The 19,461-nt window shown below is 70.6% G+C and carries 24 protein-coding genes; 9 read left to right on the forward strand and 15 right to left on the reverse strand.

Features of this window, described 5'->3' with window-relative positions:
* The 5 genes from FM076_RS10055 to FM076_RS10075 form a co-directional block, all read left to right on the forward strand.
* The coding region (locus FM076_RS10055) for a methyltransferase (RefSeq protein WP_202034914.1) at positions 1-1,024 on the forward strand (1,024 nt) is incomplete at its 5' end.
* 193 nt (positions 1,025-1,217) lie between these two features.
* Positions 1,218-1,634, forward strand: a complete 417-nt coding sequence (locus tag FM076_RS10060; protein WP_173869577.1) for a PPOX class F420-dependent oxidoreductase — start codon at positions 1,218-1,220, stop codon at positions 1,632-1,634.
* A 150-nt stretch (positions 1,635-1,784) separates the two neighbouring features.
* Complete coding sequence (locus FM076_RS10065; RefSeq protein ID WP_173869579.1) at positions 1,785-2,576, forward strand: hypothetical protein; 792 nt, start codon at positions 1,785-1,787, stop codon at positions 2,574-2,576.
* A gap of 105 nt (positions 2,577-2,681) precedes the next feature.
* Positions 2,682-3,098: an SgcJ/EcaC family oxidoreductase gene (locus FM076_RS10070; RefSeq protein ID WP_173869581.1), complete on the forward strand. Its 417-nt coding sequence runs from the start codon at positions 2,682-2,684 to the stop codon at positions 3,096-3,098.
* A 106-nt stretch (positions 3,099-3,204) separates the two neighbouring features.
* A complete protein-coding gene (locus tag FM076_RS10075; protein ID WP_173869583.1) occupies positions 3,205-3,654 on the forward strand; it encodes an anthrone oxygenase family protein in 450 nt (149 codons plus the stop codon).
* Between the two features lie 34 nt (positions 3,655-3,688).
* Here the strand turns inward: FM076_RS10075 and FM076_RS10080 are convergent, their stop codons facing one another.
* Positions 3,689-4,765, reverse strand: coding sequence for a methyltransferase (locus FM076_RS10080; RefSeq protein ID WP_173869585.1), 1,077 nt, complete (start codon positions 4,763-4,765; stop codon positions 3,689-3,691).
* 96 nt (positions 4,766-4,861) lie between these two features.
* Here FM076_RS10080 and FM076_RS10085 point away from each other — a divergent pair, with 96 nt between their 5' ends.
* A complete protein-coding gene (locus tag FM076_RS10085; protein ID WP_173869588.1) occupies positions 4,862-5,371 on the forward strand; it encodes a hypothetical protein in 510 nt (169 codons plus the stop codon).
* 213 nt (positions 5,372-5,584) lie between these two features.
* On the opposite strand, the gene FM076_RS10090 is transcribed toward FM076_RS10085, so the two are convergent.
* The 13 genes from FM076_RS10090 to FM076_RS10150 all read right to left on the reverse strand — a co-directional run bounded on the left by FM076_RS10090 (position 5,585) and on the right by FM076_RS10150 (position 15,228).
* Entirely contained in the window at positions 5,585-5,926 is a 342-nt protein-coding gene (locus FM076_RS10090) for an antibiotic biosynthesis monooxygenase family protein (protein WP_173869590.1), read from the reverse strand.
* Between the two features lie 37 nt (positions 5,927-5,963).
* Positions 5,964-7,328 carry an acetyl-CoA carboxylase biotin carboxylase subunit gene (locus tag FM076_RS10095; RefSeq protein WP_173869592.1) on the reverse strand — a complete coding sequence of 455 codons (1,365 nt, stop codon included), beginning with the start codon at positions 7,326-7,328 and terminating at the stop codon, positions 5,964-5,966.
* Complete coding sequence (accB, locus tag FM076_RS10100; RefSeq protein WP_173869594.1) at positions 7,325-7,852, reverse strand: acetyl-CoA carboxylase biotin carboxyl carrier protein; 528 nt, start codon at positions 7,850-7,852, stop codon at positions 7,325-7,327. Before accB ends, FM076_RS10095 begins: the two co-directional genes overlap by 4 nt.
* Positions 7,849-9,609: an acetyl-CoA carboxylase, carboxyltransferase subunit beta gene (gene accD / locus FM076_RS10105; RefSeq protein ID WP_243274406.1), complete on the reverse strand. Its 1,761-nt coding sequence runs from the start codon at positions 9,607-9,609 to the stop codon at positions 7,849-7,851. Before accD ends, accB begins: the two co-directional genes overlap by 4 nt.
* Positions 9,606-9,941: an antibiotic biosynthesis monooxygenase family protein gene (locus tag FM076_RS10110; RefSeq protein WP_173869598.1), complete on the reverse strand. Its 336-nt coding sequence runs from the start codon at positions 9,939-9,941 to the stop codon at positions 9,606-9,608. The genes accD and FM076_RS10110 overlap by 4 nt, the downstream gene beginning before the upstream one ends.
* 3 nt (positions 9,942-9,944) lie before the next feature.
* Positions 9,945-10,286, reverse strand: a complete 342-nt coding sequence (locus FM076_RS10115) for an antibiotic biosynthesis monooxygenase (RefSeq protein ID WP_173869600.1) — start codon at positions 10,284-10,286, stop codon at positions 9,945-9,947.
* A complete protein-coding gene (locus FM076_RS10120) occupies positions 10,283-11,035 on the reverse strand; it encodes an SDR family oxidoreductase (RefSeq protein WP_173869602.1) in 753 nt (250 codons plus the stop codon). Before FM076_RS10120 ends, FM076_RS10115 begins: the two co-directional genes overlap by 4 nt.
* Positions 11,036-11,104: 69 nt before the next feature.
* Positions 11,105-11,566, reverse strand: coding sequence for a DUF1772 domain-containing protein (locus FM076_RS10125; RefSeq protein WP_173869604.1), 462 nt, complete (start codon positions 11,564-11,566; stop codon positions 11,105-11,107).
* A gap of 10 nt (positions 11,567-11,576) precedes the next feature.
* Positions 11,577-12,047: an SRPBCC family protein gene (locus FM076_RS10130; protein WP_173869606.1), complete on the reverse strand. Its 471-nt coding sequence runs from the start codon at positions 12,045-12,047 to the stop codon at positions 11,577-11,579.
* A 2-nt stretch (positions 12,048-12,049) separates the two neighbouring features.
* Positions 12,050-12,313 carry an acyl carrier protein gene (locus tag FM076_RS10135; protein ID WP_173869608.1) on the reverse strand — a complete coding sequence of 88 codons (264 nt, stop codon included), beginning with the start codon at positions 12,311-12,313 and terminating at the stop codon, positions 12,050-12,052.
* A 47-nt stretch (positions 12,314-12,360) separates the two neighbouring features.
* On the reverse strand, positions 12,361-13,590 hold the full coding sequence (locus tag FM076_RS10140) for a ketosynthase chain-length factor (RefSeq protein ID WP_243274408.1): 1,230 nt from the start codon (positions 13,588-13,590) through the stop codon (positions 12,361-12,363).
* The gene (locus FM076_RS10145) at positions 13,587-14,855 is read right to left on the reverse strand and encodes a beta-ketoacyl-[acyl-carrier-protein] synthase family protein (RefSeq protein ID WP_173869610.1); all 1,269 of its coding nucleotides are present in this window, start codon (positions 14,853-14,855) and stop codon (positions 13,587-13,589) included. The genes FM076_RS10140 and FM076_RS10145 overlap by 4 nt, the downstream gene beginning before the upstream one ends.
* 34 nt (positions 14,856-14,889) lie before the next feature.
* Positions 14,890-15,228, reverse strand: coding sequence for a TcmI family type II polyketide cyclase (locus FM076_RS10150; RefSeq protein WP_173869612.1), 339 nt, complete (start codon positions 15,226-15,228; stop codon positions 14,890-14,892).
* Between the two features lie 1,365 nt (positions 15,229-16,593).
* Here FM076_RS10150 and FM076_RS10155 point away from each other — a divergent pair.
* The 3 genes from FM076_RS10155 (at position 16,594) to FM076_RS10165 (ending at position 18,835) form a co-directional block, all read left to right on the forward strand.
* Positions 16,594-17,358, forward strand: a complete 765-nt coding sequence (locus FM076_RS10155; RefSeq protein ID WP_173869614.1) for an AfsR/SARP family transcriptional regulator — start codon at positions 16,594-16,596, stop codon at positions 17,356-17,358.
* A gap of 94 nt (positions 17,359-17,452) precedes the next feature.
* Positions 17,453-18,208, forward strand: coding sequence for a TetR/AcrR family transcriptional regulator (locus tag FM076_RS10160; protein WP_173869616.1), 756 nt, complete (start codon positions 17,453-17,455; stop codon positions 18,206-18,208).
* Between the two features lie 192 nt (positions 18,209-18,400).
* A complete protein-coding gene (locus FM076_RS10165; protein ID WP_173869618.1) occupies positions 18,401-18,835 on the forward strand; it encodes a cupin domain-containing protein in 435 nt (144 codons plus the stop codon).
* Between the two features lie 24 nt (positions 18,836-18,859).
* On the opposite strand, the gene FM076_RS10170 is transcribed toward FM076_RS10165, so the two are convergent.
* Positions 18,860-19,399 carry a MerR family transcriptional regulator gene (locus FM076_RS10170; RefSeq protein WP_173869620.1) on the reverse strand — a complete coding sequence of 180 codons (540 nt, stop codon included), beginning with the start codon at positions 19,397-19,399 and terminating at the stop codon, positions 18,860-18,862.
* Positions 19,400-19,461 lie beyond the last annotated feature (62 nt).

The raw sequence follows: 19,461 nt of genomic DNA on the forward strand, positions 1-19,461 counted from the left end.
GGGCATCCCCGCACACGCCCGGCTGCTCCTGCTCACGAACGGTAAGCGCACGGCCCAGGTGGTGTACGCGCTGGCGGAGGCGGGGGTGGCCGACGCGCTCGCCGACGGGGACCTGACCGTCGACCAGCTCGCGGAGAAGACGGCGACCGACCCCGGCGCCCTGCGGCGGATGCTGCGCTGCGCCGCGGCGGTCGGCGTCTTCACCCTGCGCCAGGACGGCACGGTCGGCATGACCGAGATGTCCGAGGCGCTGCGCAGCGACGTGCCCGACAGCCAGCGCGACATGATCCTCTTCAACGGCAGCGAGGCGGTCAGCCGCCCCTACGCGGACATCACGACGGCGCTGCGCACCGGGCGCCCCGTCTTCGACGAGATCTTCGGGACGGACTTCTTCGGCTATCTGCGGGCCCACCCGGAGACGGGCCGCCTGTTCGACCGGGCGATGTCCCGGATGAGCGCCGCCACCACGCAGACGCTGCTGGACTCCTACGATTTCGGCCGCTTCCGCAGCGTCGCCGACGTCGGCGGCGGGCAGGGGCACTTCCTCGCCGCGCTGCTGGCACGGCACCCGCACGTGCACGGGACGCTGGTGGACCAGCCGCAGGTCGTCGCCGGCGTTCCGGCGTTCTTCGCGCGGCAGGGACTCTCCGACCGGGTCGCCGCCGTGAGCGGCGACTTCTTCGGCGAGCTGCCCCGCGGCCACGACGCCTACGTGCTCAAGGCGGTGCTGCACGACTGGGACGACGAGGCGGCCGTGCGGATCCTCGGCAACATCAGGCGGGCCATCGGCACGGACTCCGGTGCCCGGCTGCTGGTGCTCGAACACGTTGTGGCACCGGGTGACACCTGGGACCAGGGAAAGTTCCTCGACATCGACATGATGCTGCGTTTCGGCGGCCGGGAGAGGGAACTCGGCGAGTGGCACGAGCTGTTGGAGGCGGGCGGCTTCACGCTGGTGTCGGAGCCCGCCGCGGGCCGCTGGGCGGCCCTGGAGTGCCGGCCCTCCGGTCCCGTCCCGCGGTGAGAACCGCCGGGCGGGGGCGCGGCGCCGCATCCGAGATGAACAGTGCTCTTGACACTGAATACTGTTCACCTATAGTGAGCAGTGTACGAACTCGCTCGCAGGGCAGGGCTCCGAAGCATCCCGAGCGCCAGGCCGGGACCCGGCCCCTACGGGCCACTGTCCTGACTGTCCGTTCTCCTGGAAAGAACGCCTCATGGCCACCGAATCACCAGCGGCGAAGGCACTGGAGCCGCTCAAGAAATCCCGTGTCGCCCTGCTGACCACCTACAAGAGGAACGGTGACCCGGTCGCCACCCCCGTCGGCCGGATCCTCAAGGGCGACCGGATGTATTTCAAAACCCGGTCGAAGACCTGGAAAGTCAAGCGCCTCGCCAGGAATCCCGAGGTCACGGTCGCCCCGTGCACCCGCAGGGGAAAGCCGATCGGCGAGACGGTCGAGGGTTACGCGCGCCTTGTTCCGCAGAAATCGGAGGGAGAGATGTCCTCCTTCGAAAAGGTGCAGACAGTCGTGTGGAGCGCCGTCTACCGGCTCGTCTACCGGGACCACTCACTGACCTACGAAGTGGTGCCGAAGCTCCCCGGGGATTCCGGGTCGGCGCCGGGCGCCTGACGGCCCGGGGCCGCCGTCCGGTGCCCGGGCCGGCCGGCCCGGCTTGGTCAAGCCGGGATCGAGCGCACACTGAGCCGCTGCCAGAAGAATCTTCCGCAGCAGCTGGCCGGCAGCCCGGTACGTTCCGGGACATCGGAAGGATTCAGGTCAATGCAGTCCTACGACATCGAAGCAGGCCCCGGCGGAATCAAGGCACCGGACGCGGTGGAATCCGGTGCGGTCACCTTCCAGGTCCGCGCCACCGGCCCAGGAGGGGCATGGCTGGGACTCGCGAAAACGGCGGATTCGATTCCGCTGGAAAAACACCTGGACAACCTCCGGCGCGCATACGGCCGCGGCCCCGAGGCCCGCGAGGCGAGCTGGGTGGTGGACCGCGATTTCGTCATGCTCGGCGGGGCAGCGATCACGGAGGAGACCTCCGTGACGTTCTCCGTGGAGCTTGCCAAGGGCACCTACCACTTCATCGACTACAAAAGGATCAAGGAGGACGGGAACGCCGCGGCCCTGACGATCCGCGCCGAGCCGCGGCCGGGCGCCGGCTCCCCGGCCCTTCCCGAGGCCGCTGCCGACATCGTGCAGAAGCACACGGCGGACGGCCCGCGGTTCCTCCTGCCGGACCGTCTCCGCAGCGGCGCGCCGGTGCGGATCACCAACCGGACCGACCAGTACAACGAAGCCGTCCTGATGGCGGTCAAGGAAGGCGCCACCGACGCCGACGTGGACGCGTTCTTCACCGCCGTCACGGAGGGACGCCGGCCCCCGGTCCCGGACCTCATCCGCTCCGAGCCGGTCGGGAGCGTCCCGCTCTCGCACGGACGGTCGGCGGTCGTGAGCGCACCGCTCACCCCGGGCCCGTACGTACTGGCCACATGGATCACCAACCACCGGACGGGGCGCCTGTTCGCCGCCGAAGGCATGCACAAGGTCGTCACCGTCGTCTGAACCGGCCGGCACCCGATGCCGCCCACCGCTCCTCGGCCCGCCGGCCGCAGGCGCGTCCGAAGAGCTGCCGAACGGCGCTCGACTCCTATCCAGAAAGGCACAAGCATGTCGCAGAAGAGCAAGGACGAGGCAGCGATCAAGGAACTCCTGCTGAGCATGGCCAAGGCATGGAACGCGGGTGACGGCGCCGGGTACGCCGCCCCGTTCCTGGAGGACGCCTCCTACATCTCCTTCGACGGGGCGCTGGCCGAGGGCCGCCAGACCATCGCGGACATCCACCAGATGCTCTTCGACGGGCCGCTCAAGGGCTCCAAGATGAACGACGCCCACCACGCGGAGCCCAGGATCCGGTTCCTGACCCCGGACTCGGCGGTGGTCATCTCGATCGGCGGCACCTCCATCGACGACGTGGAGGCGACCGACCCGGACCGGGACTCCATCATCACCGTCACCGCCGTCCGCCAGGGCGACGAGTGGAAGCTGGCCACCTTCCAGAACACCCGCCGGCAGAGCCGGCACTAGTCCCGAGCCGCCGCACCGCGACGGGCGGTTTCCCGCCTCGCCGGGGCCGGACCGGCAGACCACCCCGTGAGGCGGGGAACACCGCCACTGAGGAGAGGACAGTGTGGTGTCACAGATTTTGGCGGTCCTGGCGCTGACCGCCGCCGGGGTGGGCGCCGGCGTGCTCACCGCGGTCGCGATCAGCGTCTTCCCCGCGCTCTGCGCCATGCCGCCGGGACGCTATGTGGAGACGCACCGGATGTTCGGGAAGGGCTTCCATCCCACCATGCCGATCGTCTTCAACGTCGGCATGTTCTCCGCGTTCGCGCTCGCCCTGGTGGAACGTGACGCGAGCAGCATCCCGTTCGCCGCGGGCGGGCTGGCGCTGCTGGCCAGTCAGTGCGTCTCGCACCTGGGCAACGTGCCCATCAACCGGCGCCTGGCGGTCCTCGACCCGGAGAACCTCCCCGAGGACTGGGACGACCCCCGGCCCCGCTGGCGGTTCCTGAACAAGGTCCGCGCCTCACTCGCCGTCATCGCGCTGGCCCTCATAGCGGCTGCCACGGTGGTCTCGTAAGGCGCGGACCCGTGCACGCGGACCCGTGAAGGCGTTACCTGGGTTTGAAGGCGATGGCCAGCATCTCCGGTCCCCCGTCCATCTGCTGTACGGACGGGGACCGGAACCCGCACGCGTGGAACCACTCGCACAGCTCGGCGAAGGAGTACTCGGAGCCGGCCTCGGAGAAGAGCAACTGGTCGAGGCTGGAGAGCGCCGGGTCCATACCGTCCCGCCGCTGTTCGTCGAGCAGCTGGTCGAAGACCAGCACCGCGCCACCCGGCCGCAGCGCGTCCCAGGCACGCCGGAGCAACTTCACCCGGTCCTCGGTGGACCAGTTGTGGAGGATGCGGCCGAGGACGACGGCGTCGGTCTCGGGGATCGGTTCCTCGAAGAAGTCGCCGCCCCGGAAAGCGACCTTCTCGTGCGTTCCCGCACGTGCCATGGTCGCCTCGAACTGCTCCCGCAGCGCGGGAAGATCAAGACAGGTGCCACGAAGATGCGGACGCAGCCGGACGAGTTCGGAGGCGAGGGTGCCGTTCGAACCGCCCACATCCACGAAGGACGTGTACCTCGCCCAGTCCACGGACCGGGCGAGGGCGGGGGCCGCCGCACGCGCGAAGAACGCCATGGCGTTGATGTAGTCCGGGCTCCACTCCATGGGGGCCTCCCGGTCCGCGCCCTGGGCGCCGCCGGCCGCTTCGGCGCCCGCCACCGTCCCGGCTCCCTGCGCGCCCGGCCCGGCTGCCGCCTCCTGGCCGGCGAACCCGGTGCACGGGCGGCCGGTCCGCAGACTGGTGGCGAGGTTCGGCCACAGCCGGTACAGCCCGTCGGCGAGGCCGAGATAGCCCCCGAGATACGTCTCGCCGCGGTTCTTGTCCAGGTGCAGCGCGGCGACGGGGGTGTTGGCGTACATCTCGCCCGTCCGCTCCAGCAGTCCGTGGCTCACCAGCGCGTCGAAGAAGGCGCGCGACCCGCGCGGATGGAGGCCGAGGCGCCGCTCGATCTCGGTCCCGCTCAGCGGGCCCTCGCTCAGTGTGGTGAAGACGTCGAGCTGTACCGCGGTCAGGATCAGCTGCGAGCTCGCATACCCCCTGGCCATGCGCAGCAGCTGGTCCAGATTCGTTTCCATGTGCTTTCTCCTCACTGGGGTGGTGAGCCGGTGGCGTACGCGGCCGGCCGTCATGTCAGTGCGCTCGTATCCCCCGATGGATTGGATGATCCGGAAATGACCTCCGCGAAGAGCCCCGCACAGGGGCGCAAGAAGACCTCACTGCGCGCCATCAAGCGCTCACTGGGAAGCCGCGAGAAGCCGATGTACGAGTCCACCGGCGTCGTCGAGGCGTCGGTGAACACGGTGCGCAAGCTGCTCACCGACGTTTCGGAGGGCGAGGCCGGCAAGCACAACGCGGTGCTGCTGCACGACCCCTCCGGTGACAAGGTCACCCTCAAGGGCGGGCCCAACCGCTTCTCGCTGCCGTACGGTTCGGCCGAGGTGGACCGCGAGAAGGGCAGCTTCGCGGAGATGGGCAACTGGTGGTACAAGGGCATCTTCACCGCCGAGCCGCACCCCAAGGGCGCCCGGCTGGTCCTCCGCGTCTACAACCACGCGGCCAAGTTCCGTATGTTCGTCCCCCTGACGCAGTTCGGTCTCGCCGCGTGCGCGACGGAGGCCATGGACAAGGCGCTGCAGAGGATCACCGCAGCGACAGGGCTGCGGACCTACCGGGAACGCTGACCGGCCCGCTCCTCCGCACCCGTCACACGGTGCCGGGCCCGGGTTGACGGGCGCTGGAGCGCGCCTCGAATCCCGCCCGAGCGCGCCGGCGGATGGCCGGGCGCACCGGCGGGGGACGACGAGCCGCCGCCGGGGCCGCCTCCTCGGGCGGCTTCCGGCGGCGGCTGTGCGGGCGGGGTCGCCCCCGGACGTGCGGGTGGGGTCCCGTGGGGCTCAGCCCGCGGAGGGGACCGTCTGCGCGCCGGAGGCCTCCGCCTGCCCGACGATGCGCATGGTCGTCATCCATCCGCCGCGGCGGTAGCGCCCAAGGCGCTCCCGGTTGCGTACGTGCGGGGCGCTGAGTTCGAACTCCCGGAAGCTCTCCTCGTCGCTCCAGTCGGTCACCACGTAGTAGGAGTGCTCGACGCCGTGTTCCTTGAACAGCCACTGGCCCAGGTTCGCCGACCGTGTGGAGATGGCCCGGGCGATGTCCTGCCACAGGCGTTCGAAGTCCGGGCCGGTTCCCGGCTCGATCTCCATGTGCAGGATCACTCGGAAGATTCCTGGTCCGGTCATGCCGCCCTCCCTTTCGTTCCTTCCGCTGCCGACGTGCTCAGCCCGCGGCGAGCTGCTCTCGGGTGTCCATGTAGGCGGTGGAGTGCTCCGCGCGCCGGAAGACGGGGTCGGCCAGGACTTCGCGCAGCCGCGGGATCGTCGTCCGCACCCCCTCCCCCGCGATCCGGAACTCGGCCAGCGCCCGGTCCATCCGGGCGATGGCCTGGGTGCGGTCCGGGCCCCACGCGATCACCTTGGCGATCAGCGAGTCGTACTCCGAGGGGATGCGCCAGCCCGGGTACGCCGCGGTGTCCACCCGGACGAAGGGCCCGCCCGGCGGGACGAACTCGGTGAGGGTGCCGGGCGCCGGGGCGAACCCCCGGTCGGGGTCCTCCGCGTTGACCCGGCACTCGATCGCGGTCCCCCGCGGCCGCACGTCGCGCTGCCGTACGGTGAGGGGCAGCCCGGCGGCGACCCGGACCTGCTCGCGTACCAGGTCGATGCCGGTGACCTGCTCGGTGACCGGATGCTCGACCTGGATACGGCAGTTGACCTCGATGAAGGCGATCTCGTCGCCGCTCACGATGTACTCGAAGGTGCCCGCGCCCGTGTAGCCGACGGCGCGCGCCCCGGCCACGGTCTGCCTGCCCAGCTCCGCGAGGACGGCGGGCGGCAGGTCGGGGGCGGGGCTCTCCTCGATGAGCTTCTGGTGCCGGCGCTGCACCGAGCAGTCGCGCTCGCCCAGGTGCACGATGTTGCCGTGGGTGTCGCCCAGGACCTGCACCTCGACGTGCCGGGCGTTCTCCCAGAAGCGCTCCACATAGACCCGCCCGTCGCCGAAGACCGCCTGCGCGGTCGTCCGCGTCGCCCGGAAGGCGGGCAGCAGCTCCTCCTGGCCGCGGACGACGGACATCCCGCGTCCGCCGCCGCCCGCAGCCGCCTTGATGATCAGGGGGAAGCCGATCCGGGAGGCGATCTGGACGATCTCCTCGTCGCTGCCGACCGGGTCCACCGTCCCGGGCAGTACCGGCAGCCCCGCGTTGGCCATCAGCTTCCGCGCCCGCGCCTTGTCGCCCAGCTCGGCCATGATCCCCGGGTCGGGGCCGATGAAGGTGATCTTGTTGTTGGCGCAGATCTCCGCGAAGTCCGGGTCCTCGGACAGGAATCCGTAGCCCGGGTGGATGGCCTGGGCACCGCTGAGCAGGGCCGCCTCCACCACCGCGGGCGCGTACAGATAGCTCTTCTTCGCGGGGCCCGGCCCCACCTGGACGGCGGCGTCGGCCTGGCGTACGGCGGCGGAGTCGCGGTCGGCGGAGGAGTACACCACGACGCTGCGGCAGCCCAGCTCCCGCAGGGTGCGCACGACCCGCAGCGCGATCTCGCCCCGGTTGGCGACCAGTACGGTGTCGAAGGGCGGGATCACGCGTCCTCCAGCGGTTCGAGGACCAGCAGGGGCTGGTCGTACTCCACCGGGCCGCCGTTGCCGACGAGCACCTCGGCCACCCGGCCGGAGACCTGCGCCTCCACCGGGTTCATCAGCTTCATCGCCTCGATGATCGCCACCTGCTGGCCGGGCTTCACCTCGTCGCCGACCTCGACGAACGGCGGCGCACCGGGTTCGGGTGCCGCGTAGAAGGTGCCGACGAGCGGAGCCCGTACGGTGATCCCGGTCTCCTTCTCCCCGGCCGGCTCCGGTTCCCCGCGTGCCACGGCCTGCTCCGGTTGCGCGACGGCGCCGACGGGCGCCGCGTTCCAGTCGACCTCGATGCTGGCCTGCCCGAGCCTGACCGCCAGCCGGCTGGGCCGGACGCCCGCGGCGGACGCCACTTGAGCGACGCTGCGCACCAGTGCGTCCAGCGCCGCGGTCGCCTCCGTCTCCGCCGGGGCGAGGTCCGGGGGTGGGCCGGCCGGGGCGTCCGCCCGGGGCTCTGTCTGAGGAATGGTCACAACACTGCCTCCTTCACTGACCGGTTGGCCGCGCCGTCCATGGCCTCCGCCGAGCCGAAAGCACGGAAGCGCCGCCTCCTGGCGGCTCGCACCTCACCGTCCGGGCAGGACCGCAGCCGTCCGAGCGCCGCGAGCACCGCGTCGCGCACGGTGGCGCTCGCCGCGACGGGGTCGGTGTGCGCGCCGCCCTCGGGCTCGGGGACGACACCGTCGACGACGCCCCTCTCCAGCAGCGGCCTCGCGGTGAGGCACAGCGCCGAGACGGCCTCGGACACGCCGTCCGGTGTCTTCCAGAGGATCGCCGCGCACCCTTCCGGAGAGATCACCGAGTACGTGGCGTTCTCGCACATCAGCACGATGTTGGCGACGCCCAGGGCCAGCGCGCCCCCGCTGCCGCCCTCCCCGGTGACGACCGAGACCACGGGCACCGGCAGGGACGCCATGGTGTGCAGGCACTCCGCGATGGCGTTCGACTGGCCCTGCTCCTCGGCGGCCAGTCCGGGGTAGGCGCCGGGGGTGTCGATCAGCGTGACGACGGGGACGCCCAGCTTCCCGGCGAGCCGCATCAGCCGCCGCGCCTTGCGGTAGCCGGCCGGGGTCGGCATCCCGAAGTTGCGCCTGACCAGCTCCGGCGTGGTGTGCCCCTTCTGGTGGGCGAGCAGCATGACCGGCTGCTCGTCCAGGAACGCGAGCCCGCCGACCACCGCCGGGCACTCCTCCCCGGCACGGTCGCCCCGCAGTTCGACGAAGCCGTCGGTCCACTGGCCGATGTGCTCCAGCGCCGTGGGCCGGTCCGCGTGCCGGGCCAGGCGTACCACCTCTCCGGCCGGCCGGTCGGGCACCAGCGCGGACTGCCGCAGCACCGGGTCGGTGCCGGCGGCGGGCGCGCCCCCGTCCGCGCCGCGGTCGCCGGACCGCCCGGCTCCGCGCCGCGCTGCCGCCGCGACGCGCAGCAGCCGGCCCAGGGTGTCGCGCAGTTCCTTCCTGCCCCGGACGGCGTCCACCAGGCCGTGTTCCAGCAGGAACTCCGCCGTCTGGAAGCCCTTGGGCAGCTCCGCCTTGATCGTCTGTCCGATGACCCGCGCGCCCGCGAAGCCCATACGGGCGCCGGGCTCCGCCAGGATCACGTCCGAGAGCGTCGCGAAGGACGCCGACACTCCCCCGTAGGTGGGGTCGGTCACCAACGTCACGGTCAGCAGCCCCGCCTCGTCGAGGGCGGCCATCGCGCTGCTGGTCTTGGCCATCTGCATCAGCGAGAGGGCGCCCTCCTGCATGCGGGCGCCGCCGGAGGCGGTGACCAGGAGCAGCGGGACCCGCTGGGCCAGCGCCGTCTCGGCCGCCACCGTCACCGCCTCCCCGGCCGCCGTGCCGAGGCTGCCGCCCAGGAACCGGAAGTCCATGACGGCGGCCACCAGCCGCTCCCCGCAGACCGTCCCGGACACCACCCGCACCGCTTCCCGCAGTCCGGTGGCGGCCCTGGCCTCTTCCAGCCGCTGGGCGTAGGGGCGGGTGTCGGTGAAGCGCAGCGGGTCGTGCACCGTGGGGCCGACGGGCACCGGGCGGACCGAGCCCGCGTCCAGCAGCTGGCGGATGCGTTCCTCGGCGGTGAGTCTGCTGTGCGCGCCGCAGTCCGGGCAGACCCCCAGGAGACGGTCGTAGCGTTTGCGGTAGATCAGTGTCCGGCAGCCGGGGCAGGCGACGAAGTCGCCCGCCTCCCGCTCCTGCCGCGGTGCTCTGTGCGACGGCTTGGTCATCATGCGCTCCGTGGGTCGGCCGTGGATTCCTCCGTGTACGCCGCGTCGACCGTGTACACACCGAACGGACGCGCCATCCCGGTGTCCCGGTAGGGGCGGAGCGGTGCCGTCTGGCCCTTGTGCTGGGCACCCTGCTCCCAGCGGTCGAAGTCCTCGCGGCTCGCCCAGCGGCTGATCACCAGGAACTGCCGGGAGTCGTGGTCGGAGCGCAGCAGTTCGTTGCCGAGCAGTCCCGGCACTCCCGCCATCCGACTGCTGACCTCGTGGTAGGCGGCCCGGATGCCCGCCTCGTCCTCGGTGGAGTGGTAGAGCAGCACCCTCACTTCCCCCTTCATCGCTCACCCCCCGTGCGCGAGCACCCGCACGTCCCCGGTGCCGGTGGCCTCCGCCACCAGGTCCAGGAAGGTGATCGAGCCGCCGGAGCGGAAGGGGTGCAGCCGCTGACGGTGCTCCAGGTGTCCGGGGCTGTTCTCGAACTCGCGGAACTCCCGCTCGCTCGTCCACTCGCTGACGATGTAGAAGACGTCGCTCTCCTCGGTGCTGCGCGCCAGCGAGTGCCCCCGGTTGGCGGGGTGTCCCGTGACCGCGGGGGCGTTGTCGGCCCAGGCCTTGACGAAGTCGTCGGCCATACCGGGCTTCACCGTCATGGTCAGCAGGACGCGGAAGGGCGCGGCGCTCACGAGATGCCCCCGTCCACGTACACGACGGACCCCGTCACATACCGGGACAGGTCGCTGGCGAGCCACAGCACCGCGCCGGCCACCTCCTCGGGCTTGCCGAGCCGGCCCAGCGCGGTCTTCGGCTCGTAGCGGGAGAGCATCGTCGCCCGCTGCTCCTCGGGCATCTCCCACAGGGCCTCGGTCTCGATCACGCCGAGCGCGAGCACGTTGAACCGCCAGCCCTTGTGGCCGAACTCCTTGGCCAGCGAACGGCTCAGACCGCGCAGCGCCGCCTTGGTGGCGGTGTAGTGCGAGCGCAGCGGGATGCCGACCTCGGACGACTTCGAGCCGATGCTGATGACCGAGGCGTCGTCGCCCAGCAGCGGGAGCGACTTCTGGATCACCAGGTGGGCGGCGGTGAGGTTGGTGCTGATGATGCGGTCCCAGTCCGCCGGCTCCAGCTTCTCGTAGGGCACGTGGGTGATCGTGCCCGCGTTGTTGACGACCAGGTCGAGCCGCCCGTACGCCCGCTCCGCCTCGGCCAGCAGGGTCGCCGGGCCCTCGGGCTCCGACAGGTCGGCGCGGATGACGTGGTGCTGGCCGCCGGTCTCCTTCAACTCGCGGCGCAGGGACTCGACATGGTCGCTCTCCTGCCGGTAGCAGGTGATCACGTCCATCCCCGCGCGGGCGAGTTCCAGGACGATGCCGCGGCCGACGCCTCGGGTTCCTCCGGTGACCAGTGCCTTCTTGCCTTCGACGTTCATCTCCACAACGGACCTCCTCAAGGTCGTATCAGGTAGGGGGGACGGGGGTGCGGCGGGCGCGCGGCGGCCGGCGGGTCACAGCCGCGTGCCGACGGCCACGCAGTTCACGGCGAGGGCCGCGGTCAGCAGCCAGGTGCGGAGCTGGTTCCACACGCCCCAGGACCTGCGCGGGTCCCGCAGGCCGAAGTCCGGCGGGAGCCGCTGCGGGTCGAGGGACTGCACCCACTTGTTGACCGGTACGTTCTTGACCACCGACACGGTGAGGGTGGCCAGCGCGAGCAGCGCCGCCAGACCGTGCAGCAGCCGCAGCGGAAGGGTGTTCTCCGCCACGGCCAGCGCCCCGGCGCCCAGCAGGGTGGCGACGATGCACAGGGGCATGAACGGGTCGTAGCGCGTCGAGTAGAAGGCGTGGGCGTGGACGTACCGGTCCGGTGGCAGCTGTCTCAGATAGGCGAAGCCCCCCAGCTGCGTGTTCATCATCACTCCGGCGCCCAGCCCGTTGGCGAGCAGCACGAAGGGAAGGACGACGGTTTCCATGGCCGCACCGCTAGCCCGCGCTGGAGAGCCGGGCGGCCCTCGCCTCGACCCGCTCCTTGATGTGCTGCATCTGGATACGCGAGTTCGTGTTGAGGCGCTCGGTCATGGCGGCCAGGGACACCGGCGCCTGGGGCTTCATCTCGTAGTCCTGGACCCAGCGCAGCCGGACGCCCTCGTCCTCCTGCGTGTACTCCCAGAACAGCGACATGTACTTGAACGGGCCCGTCTCGACCCGCTTGGAGTGGGTGGTGCGCTCCGCCTCGTTGACCGTGCGGTCGGAGATCCAGCTCCACTGGTTCCCGTCCTCGTCGGGGTGGAGCGTCAGCCGGAAGCGGATGGTGTCCGGGGCGAGCCGCTCGACGATCTCCGCGCGGGCGTACTCGGTGAACAGCCGCGGCCAGGACTCCACATCGTTCGTCATCTCCCAGACGAGGTCCATCGGGGCGTCGATGACGATGGAGTTGTCGGTGTGTCCGGACATGGTCAGGCCTCCGCACTCTCGCTGATCCGGTCGTTGACGAAATCCAGGAAGTCCCGAGGCGTCTTCATGGTGCCCACGGCGTCGTCGGGCAGATCGACCTCGTACTCCCGCTGGACCCGGCCGATCAGGTCGAGCAGGGCCAGCGAGTCGAAGCCGAGGTCGGCCAGTTCGACGTCGAGCCCCTCCTCGGTGATGTCCTTGAGGTAGTCCTCGTCGTTGGCCACCGCCGTGAGACGTTGCAGGTCCTGGAGCGTGAACGCGGCCATGCGTGTCCTCCTTCGTGTGTGAGTGGGTTGGCGCGCCGGGCGCCGGCTCAGGTGTCGGTCCGGCCGAGGACGACCGCGGCGTTGAAGCCGCCGTAACCCCGGGCGACGACGAGGGCCGTGCGCAGTTCGGCGTCGCGGGGTGTGTCCCGGACGAGATCGATGCCGCCGACGGGGCGGGTGACGCCGGGCGTGTGCGGGATCACGCCGTCGCGCAGGCTCAGCAGCGCGGTGGCGATGTCGAGGGGGGCGCCGCCGCCGTAGAGGCGGCCGCTGAGCACCTTGGGGGCGGTGACCGGCACTTGGCCGGGGCCGAACACCTCGGCGAGCGCGTCGGCCTCCACCCGGTCCCGCCGCGGGTCGCCCACCGCGTCGGCGAACACGACGTCGATGCCGGAGGGCGCCAGCCGCGCGTCGTCCAGGGCCTTGCGCAGCGTGCGCGGCAACGTCGTGGGCCGGCCGGGGAGTTCGAAGCCGGAGGCGTAGCCGAGCACGCGGCCGTAGCCTCGGCCCTTCCGCCGGGCGTCCGCGGCCCGCTCGGCGATCAGGACGGCGCCGCCCTCGCCGGGAACGTAGCCGCTCGCGCGCTGGTCGAAGGGCAGGTAGGCGCGCTCCGGCTCCGCGACCCGGGACAGCAGCCCCGTCGACAGCTGGGCGACCAGTCCGTACGGGCACAGCGAGGCGTCGGTACCGCCGGTGACCACCAGCCGGGACTCGCCGCGCAGAAGACGGCGGGCCTGCCCTATCGCGTCCAGCCCGCCGGCCTGTTCGGCGCTGATGACACCGCACGGGCCGCGCATGCCGTGGCGGATCGAGATCTGCCCGGTGGTCGCCGCGTAGAACCAGGCGATGGACTGGTAGGCGCCCACCCAGGCGGGCCCCTGCCCGTAGAGCCGCTCCATCTCGTGCTGGCCGAACTCGGTGCCGCCGGAGGAGCTGGAGGTCACCACCGCCATCTCGAACTCGGGGAGAGCGGCCGGATCGATCCGGGCGTCGGCCAGGGCCCTCTCCGCCCCGTAGAGGGCGAGGTGGGTCCAGTGGTCGGTCTGCGGTATCAGCCGCCGGGGGACCTGCTCCCGCGCGGTGAAGTCCCGTACCTCGCCGCCCAGGGTGACGGGGTAGGAGGAGGGGTCGAAGCGGCTGATCCGGCCGATCCCGCTCTTTCCCGCGAGCAGCGCCGTCCAGTGCTCCTCGGCGCTCATGCCGGTGGCCGCCACGACGCCCAGTCCGGTGATGACCATGTCCGTCGCCGCGCCCGCCTGGGTGTCCACAGGGTTCATCGCGGGGCTCCCTCCGGTTTGCGGATCACCATGGCGCTCTGGAAGCCGCCGAACCCGCTGCCGACGCTGAGCACGGCGTCCACCGCGTGCTCCCGGGCCTGGCGCGGCACGTAGTCGAGGTCGCACTCGGGGTCGGCGTGGTACAGGTTGGCGGTCGGCGGCACCACCTGGCGGTCGAGCACCAGCGCGCAGGCCGCGACCTCGATGGAGCCGATCGCGCCCAGGGAGTGCCCCACCATCGACTTGATGGAGCTGACGGGGACCTCGTAGGCGCGCTGTTTCAGGCTCGCCTTGAACGCGGCGGTCTCGTGCCGGTCGTTCTGCTTGGTGCCGGAGCCGTGCGCGTTGATGTAGTCGATGTCCTCGGGGTTCATCCGGGCCTTGCCCAGCGAGACCCGGATGGCCTCGGCCATCTCCCGCCCGTCGGCCTTGAGTCCGGTCATGTGGAAGGCGTTGCTGCGGCCCGCGAAGCCCGCGATCTCCCCGTAGACGCGCGCGCCCCTGGCCCGGGCCGCGGCGTACTCCTCGATCACCATGACGGCGGCTCCCTCACCGAGGACGAAGCCCCGGCGCCGCGCGTCGAACGGTCTCGACGCGTGCTCGGGATCGTCGTTGTCCGGTGACGTCGCCTTGATCGCGTCGAAGCAGGCGGAGGTGATGGGGGACAGCGGCGCGTCCGTCGCCCCCGCGAAGACCACCTCGGCGGAGCCCTCCACGACGAGCTGGGCGCCGTGCCCCACCGCGTCGAGCCCCGAGGTGCAGCCGGTCGACGTGAGCGACACCGGGCCCTCCGCCCCGACGCGTCTGGCGACCTCCACGACGAGCGTGCTCGGCACCATCTGCTCGTACAGGTGCGGCACCCCGTAGGTGTGGTCGACCAGCCAGCGCCTGCCGCCGTCGGACAGCACGCGGTACTCCTCCTCCAGGCTCATCGTGCAGCCCACGGCGCTGCCGATGCTGACCCCCAGGTCGCCGGGGTCGAGGGAGCCGAGGTCCAGACCGCTGTCCGCGGCCGCTTCCGACGCGCACACCACCGCGAACTGCGCGGCCCGGTCCATCCGGCGTATCTCCTGATATCCCAGCCCGGCCGCCAGCGGATCGAAGTCCACTTCGGCGGCTATGCGGGAGCGGAATCCCTCCGGGTCGAACAGGGAGATCCGTCTGGTCATGCTGCGTCCCGAGACCAGGACGTTCCAGAAATTCTCCCGGCCGACGCCTCCCGGGGCGACCACGCCGATGCCGGTGATGACGGCGCGCCGGCTCATGCGACGCACCAGCCCGGTGAACCGTGGGGCCCGGTCACAGTTCCCGCCCGCCTTCGGCGGTCCAGATGTAGAACGGGTTGGCCATGGCGTCCTTCGGCTCCTTCCAATTCGGGTCGTAGGGCGCCACGAACTGGGTGAGCTTGGTGCTGACGTCCGAATAGAGCGGGTGCTGCCGTGCCTTGTACAGGTCGGGCGTGATGTCGTCGTCCGCCTCGACCAGGTGGAAGTACAGGTCGTGGAAAGCGAAGAGCGTCCGCCGCGACACTCCCACCATGTGCGGAAGCTCGGTGGCGTCCGAGTGGGCGAACGTCTCGGCGATACCGGCGGTATCCCTGGCGTCCTGCAGGCGGGCGACGATGAGTGTCCTGTGCACGGCTGTCCCCTTCGGCTGACTGAATCTTCGAAAGGGACGGTCGCAGCCGCTGACGGAGCGTCGCTCGACCGGCACTAAATGGCGGGCTGAGGCAAGGGGGAGGCGGGCCGCGGGGACGGGATTCGGCCAACGTTCGGCCAACAAGGCGCATGACCGGGTCCGCCGGGAACCGAACCGGTGGGCGACTCGTAACCCTCTCTGTCGGCCCTTCCTCGGGGCTATGACTCTTCAGAGGTTGTATGCAGACGCCGCATTCTTCCCGGCACTCGCAGAGCCCTCATCAAGATCACCGATTACGGACGACAGTTCGTCCGCGCGGTACACCTAAGGGTGGAATAGAGATTTTCACGCGTTTTTCATCTGGAACCGCGAACGCGGGTCCCGCGCACGGGTCCGAACCCCTTCGACCGCACCCCGCTCTCTGGGCCGGCGGCCGCTCCGGGCGCGGCGGCCCGGTGCCCGGCACCGGGCCGCGACCGCGTTCCCGAGGACCGTTTCGTGACCGGACGTCCCGCAGCCGCACGCCTCTCACCAGCGACGATCCGCCCTCTGGCGAGGCCAAGCGGGCTTCCGGCGCCCGTCGGCCGTCCCCGGACGCGGGCGAAGAGGACGCCGTCGAGGGCCCCGCCGCGGCGCAGGAGCGGCCTTTGCAGCAGCCGCGGAACCGTCACGAGTAGCCATCGCCAGAACAAGTGAAAGAATTCACTTAAGTCCCGCGAGTTGCTCGGTTATCGCTCCGGTTGCCCCTCTCACCCCCTCCGGCCTGCGGCTCGATCGATACCCGAAATACAGTCGAGATTCGTGCGAACCGATGTCGTAAACCTTGCGAGCGACCCACTCCACACCTTAGGGTCGTGAAGCACTAAGTCGGGGGACGCGGAACGGGGTGAGAAGAGCATGCGGTTGCCTTCACGGCCGCGACCGAGGCCGGGACAGCCCGCTCTAACATATGAATTTCAGTCACCGACCCGCCAAGCGGGAGCAGCACATTGACTGAGCACTCCCCCCTGCACCGACCGAACCCACCGGCAACACCCTCGCCGAGACCACCCGGGTCTCCCGGTTTCTCGCGGTGGCGGATTACTCCACGACCACAGGCCCCGCGCACCCGTCGCCCCCGCGACGGGACAAGAAACCAGCAAAGACATCTGATTGCGACGTGGAACGCCTCTTCCAACTGGCGCGATGAAGCAGCCGTGCCGGGCCGGAGCAGTGCGCCCTGCCACCTCCACGCCGTGAGCGCTGTGACCGCTCAAGGCCGGACCAGTCACGTCCGGCCGAGCATTGCTCGTGATCTACGAACATCTTGAAGGGGCTGACCGCCCCTTTTCCAGAAGAGGTTCTCATCCACAAGGGGGATTCACGATGCGATTCACACTTCTCGGCTCTGTAGAAGCGATCAACGGTGACCATTTCTGTACACCGTCGGCTCCAAAAGTGCGGCAAGTACTGGCGCTTCTGCTCCTGCGCGCCAGCCGCCTGGTTCGCGTGGATTCGGTCATCGAGGAGCTCTGGTGTGATTCACCGCCGAAGAGCGCGATGACCACCGCGCAGACCTACATCTACCACCTCCGAAAAATGCTCGAACGGGAGGGGGTGGCGGAACACGGGGACGAAATTCTCCAGACCCAGCCGTTCGGCTATCTCCTGAAGCTCGACCCGCAGACCATCGACGCCTGGTCCTTCGAGAAGCTCGCCGCCGAGGGGCAGGCCGAGCTGAAGGCGGGCCGGCCGGAGCAGGCCGCCGCCAAGCTGGCCCAGGCCCTGAAGCTGTGGACGGGCCCGCCGCTGGGGAACGTCGACTGCGGCCCCGTGCTGAGCGCGTACGCCGTGCAACTGGAGGAGCAGCGCCTCCAGGTGCTGCAACAACGCATCGAGGCGGAGCTCCAGCTCGGCAGAGAAGGCGAGCTGGTCGGAGAACTCAGGCGCCTCGTCGCCGAGAACCCGCTCAACGAGTGGTTCCACGGCCGGCTCATCCGGGCACTCCAGGCAATGGGGCGACGCAACGAGGCCCTCCAGGTCTACCAGAAACTACGGGTGACACTGAGCGACGAGATCGGTTTAAGCCCGTCGGTGGAGCTTCAGCGCATACACCAGGGACTCCTGACGGACGACAAGGTCCTGCCCTGAACCTCCAGCAGATAAGAACACCTGAACAGTACAGTGCTCACCGTACCTGAACAGCGTTCGACGCTCAAGGGGTCCTCCCATGTATCCTCGGCGCATGGCCAGGACGGACCACCGGGACAACGCAGCTGACGGCGCTGACTCTCTCACTCCGCCCTGGGAGCAGCGGCGTCTCGCCAAACGCCCTGCTCCCAAGCGGAAACCCCTCACGCTCCAGACGATCATCGATGGCGCCCTCGCCGTGCTGGACCGGGAAGGGCTCGAAGTCCTGAGCATGCGGAAGGTGGCCGCCGAGGTGGGCGTCGCCGTCTCCGCTCTCTACGCGCACGTCCGCGACAAGGACGAGCTGCTCCAGGTCATGTACGAGCACGTCTACACGCGGTTCAGCGTGCCCGACCCGGACCCGGACAACTGGCAGGAGCAGGTCAGGGAGTTGGCCCGGCAGCTGCGCCGGCTGCTGCTCTCGCACCGCGACATGGCCCGGATCTCCATGGGGCGCTTCCCGGCGGGACCCAACCTGGTCGTCCAACTGGAGCGCATGCTCGCGCTGTTCCTGGCCGCGGGGCTGCCCGCGCCGATCGCCACCAAGGCGGGCGACATGCTGTCGCTGCTCGTCGAAGGCGTCGTGCTGGAGACGGACATGTGGCACGAGCGGGGCATCGACGACGAGTCCGACGAGGAGATCCGCACCTACTTCGCGGAGCTGCCCAAGGAGAGGTTCCCCAAGCTCTCCGAACACGGTCCGGCGATGTTCGCCGACTCCCCCGAGTCCCGCTTCGAGGTCTTCCTCGACGTCTTCATCAGCGGCCTGGCCTCCTACCGGCAGTCGGGCTCGGTGCCGTCCCAGCAGTGATACCGGGCGGTGCGGCAGCCGCCCCTCTCCCACCACCGCCGACGTCTCCCCGCCCGCCCCGGCGGGCTCTGCCGAGGGCCGGTCGTCCATTGAGCCGTCCTCAAGCCCCCACCGGCAAGGTGAAGCGCCGGAGAGGCACTGGACGCCGCCGTGCCGGCACGGGCGGCCGGAGACGAGGAGAGTGGTGCTCACATGAACGCAGAGAGGCAGAAGGTATCGGCCTCCGACATCGAACCGAACCGCCGGCGCGGCGGTGACCTCCGTCTGACGCTGGGGCCCAGGACGGTCGGATCGACGTCCGGCTTCGGCGGGTTCCTCCGGCTCCGGCCCGGTGAGGTGATCACCGAGCACTACCACCCGTACTCCGAGGAGTTCCTCCACGTCACCGCGGGAGACATGGAGATGAGCCTGGACGGGGAGAAGGTGGCGCTGCGGGCGGGCGACTCCCTGATGGTGCCGATCGGGGTCCGGCACCGCCTGGTCAACACCGGCACCACGGAAGCGAGCGCGGTCTTCCACCTCTCCCCGCTGGCGCCCCGCCCCGAGCTGGGGCACGTGGACACCGAGCAGCCGGTCGACTCCGCCCAGCCGCACATCCCGGTGGGCGAGGCGCCAGGGAACAACTGACGCCCCCGTGCGTGGTGCGGCCCGCTACGCGGTCGCCGGGGCGTGGGCCGCCGCGGCGCGGGCCGCCGACGGGAGGTCGCCGCCGGTCTTCCGGGAGTAGTGGTCGATCTTGTAGTCGAGGACCTCGAGGGTGTCGCGCAGCTCCGCGATCCGTTCGAGCACGTCCCGCCGCGTCTCCTCCAGCAGGGCCTGGCGCTCGGGGAAGGTCCTCTCGCCCTCGCGGACCAGTTCGGCGTAGCGCACCATGTCCGCGACGGTCATACCGGTACGCCGCAGCTTGCCGACCAGGTCCAGCCAGTCCAGGTCGCGGTTGCTGAAGCGGCGCTGGCCCGTGTGGGACCTGTCCACGTGCGGCATCAGGCCGATCCGCTCGTACCAGCGCAGGGTGTGCGCGCTCAGCCCGGTGGTCGCGGCCACCTCGCTGATGGTGTAGCGGTCCTGTCCGTCCGGCCGCGGGTGCCGCCCGCCGGGCTCGGCGCACGGTGCGGGCCGCGGTGCGGGGCCCGCGGCGCGCGGGCTCTCGGTCGCGGTCGTCTCGTTAGCGGTCGTCTCGGTCACGGTCACAAGTGAACGCTACGGAGTTGGAGCGCACTCCAAGCAAGGGCAAAGGGAGGTCAAAATCCGCG

Origin of the sequence: Streptomyces albus subsp. chlorinus (assembly GCF_013302895.1) — a bacterium.
Lineage (GTDB): Bacteria > Actinomycetota > Actinomycetes > Streptomycetales > Streptomycetaceae > Streptomyces > Streptomyces chlorinus.

Coding starts and splice junctions, on each gene's coding strand:
- FM076_RS10130 (WP_173869606.1), bottom strand. CDS start 12,047: ATGTCCGGACACACCGACAACTCCATCGTCATCGACGCCCCGATGGAC.
- accD (WP_243274406.1), bottom strand. CDS start 9,609: ATGATGACCAAGCCGTCGCACAGAGCACCGCGGCAGGAGCGGGAGGCG.
- FM076_RS10070 (WP_173869581.1), top strand. CDS start 2,682: ATGTCGCAGAAGAGCAAGGACGAGGCAGCGATCAAGGAACTCCTGCTG.
- FM076_RS10155 (WP_173869614.1), top strand. CDS start 16,594: ATGCGATTCACACTTCTCGGCTCTGTAGAAGCGATCAACGGTGACCAT.
- FM076_RS10140 (WP_243274408.1), bottom strand. CDS start 13,590: ATGAACCCTGTGGACACCCAGGCGGGCGCGGCGACGGACATGGTCATC.
- FM076_RS10160 (WP_173869616.1), top strand. CDS start 17,453: ATGGCCAGGACGGACCACCGGGACAACGCAGCTGACGGCGCTGACTCT.
- FM076_RS10090 (WP_173869590.1), bottom strand. CDS start 5,926: ATGACCGGACCAGGAATCTTCCGAGTGATCCTGCACATGGAGATCGAG.
- FM076_RS10110 (WP_173869598.1), bottom strand. CDS start 9,941: ATGAAGGGGGAAGTGAGGGTGCTGCTCTACCACTCCACCGAGGACGAG.
- FM076_RS10060 (WP_173869577.1), top strand. CDS start 1,218: ATGGCCACCGAATCACCAGCGGCGAAGGCACTGGAGCCGCTCAAGAAA.
- FM076_RS10135 (WP_173869608.1), bottom strand. CDS start 12,313: ATGGCCGCGTTCACGCTCCAGGACCTGCAACGTCTCACGGCGGTGGCC.
- FM076_RS10165 (WP_173869618.1), top strand. CDS start 18,401: ATGAACGCAGAGAGGCAGAAGGTATCGGCCTCCGACATCGAACCGAAC.
- FM076_RS10080 (WP_173869585.1), bottom strand. CDS start 4,765: ATGGAAACGAATCTGGACCAGCTGCTGCGCATGGCCAGGGGGTATGCG.
- FM076_RS10065 (WP_173869579.1), top strand. CDS start 1,785: ATGCAGTCCTACGACATCGAAGCAGGCCCCGGCGGAATCAAGGCACCG.
- FM076_RS10125 (WP_173869604.1), bottom strand. CDS start 11,566: ATGGAAACCGTCGTCCTTCCCTTCGTGCTGCTCGCCAACGGGCTGGGC.
- FM076_RS10085 (WP_173869588.1), top strand. CDS start 4,862: ATGACCTCCGCGAAGAGCCCCGCACAGGGGCGCAAGAAGACCTCACTG.
- FM076_RS10145 (WP_173869610.1), bottom strand. CDS start 14,855: ATGAGCCGGCGCGCCGTCATCACCGGCATCGGCGTGGTCGCCCCGGGA.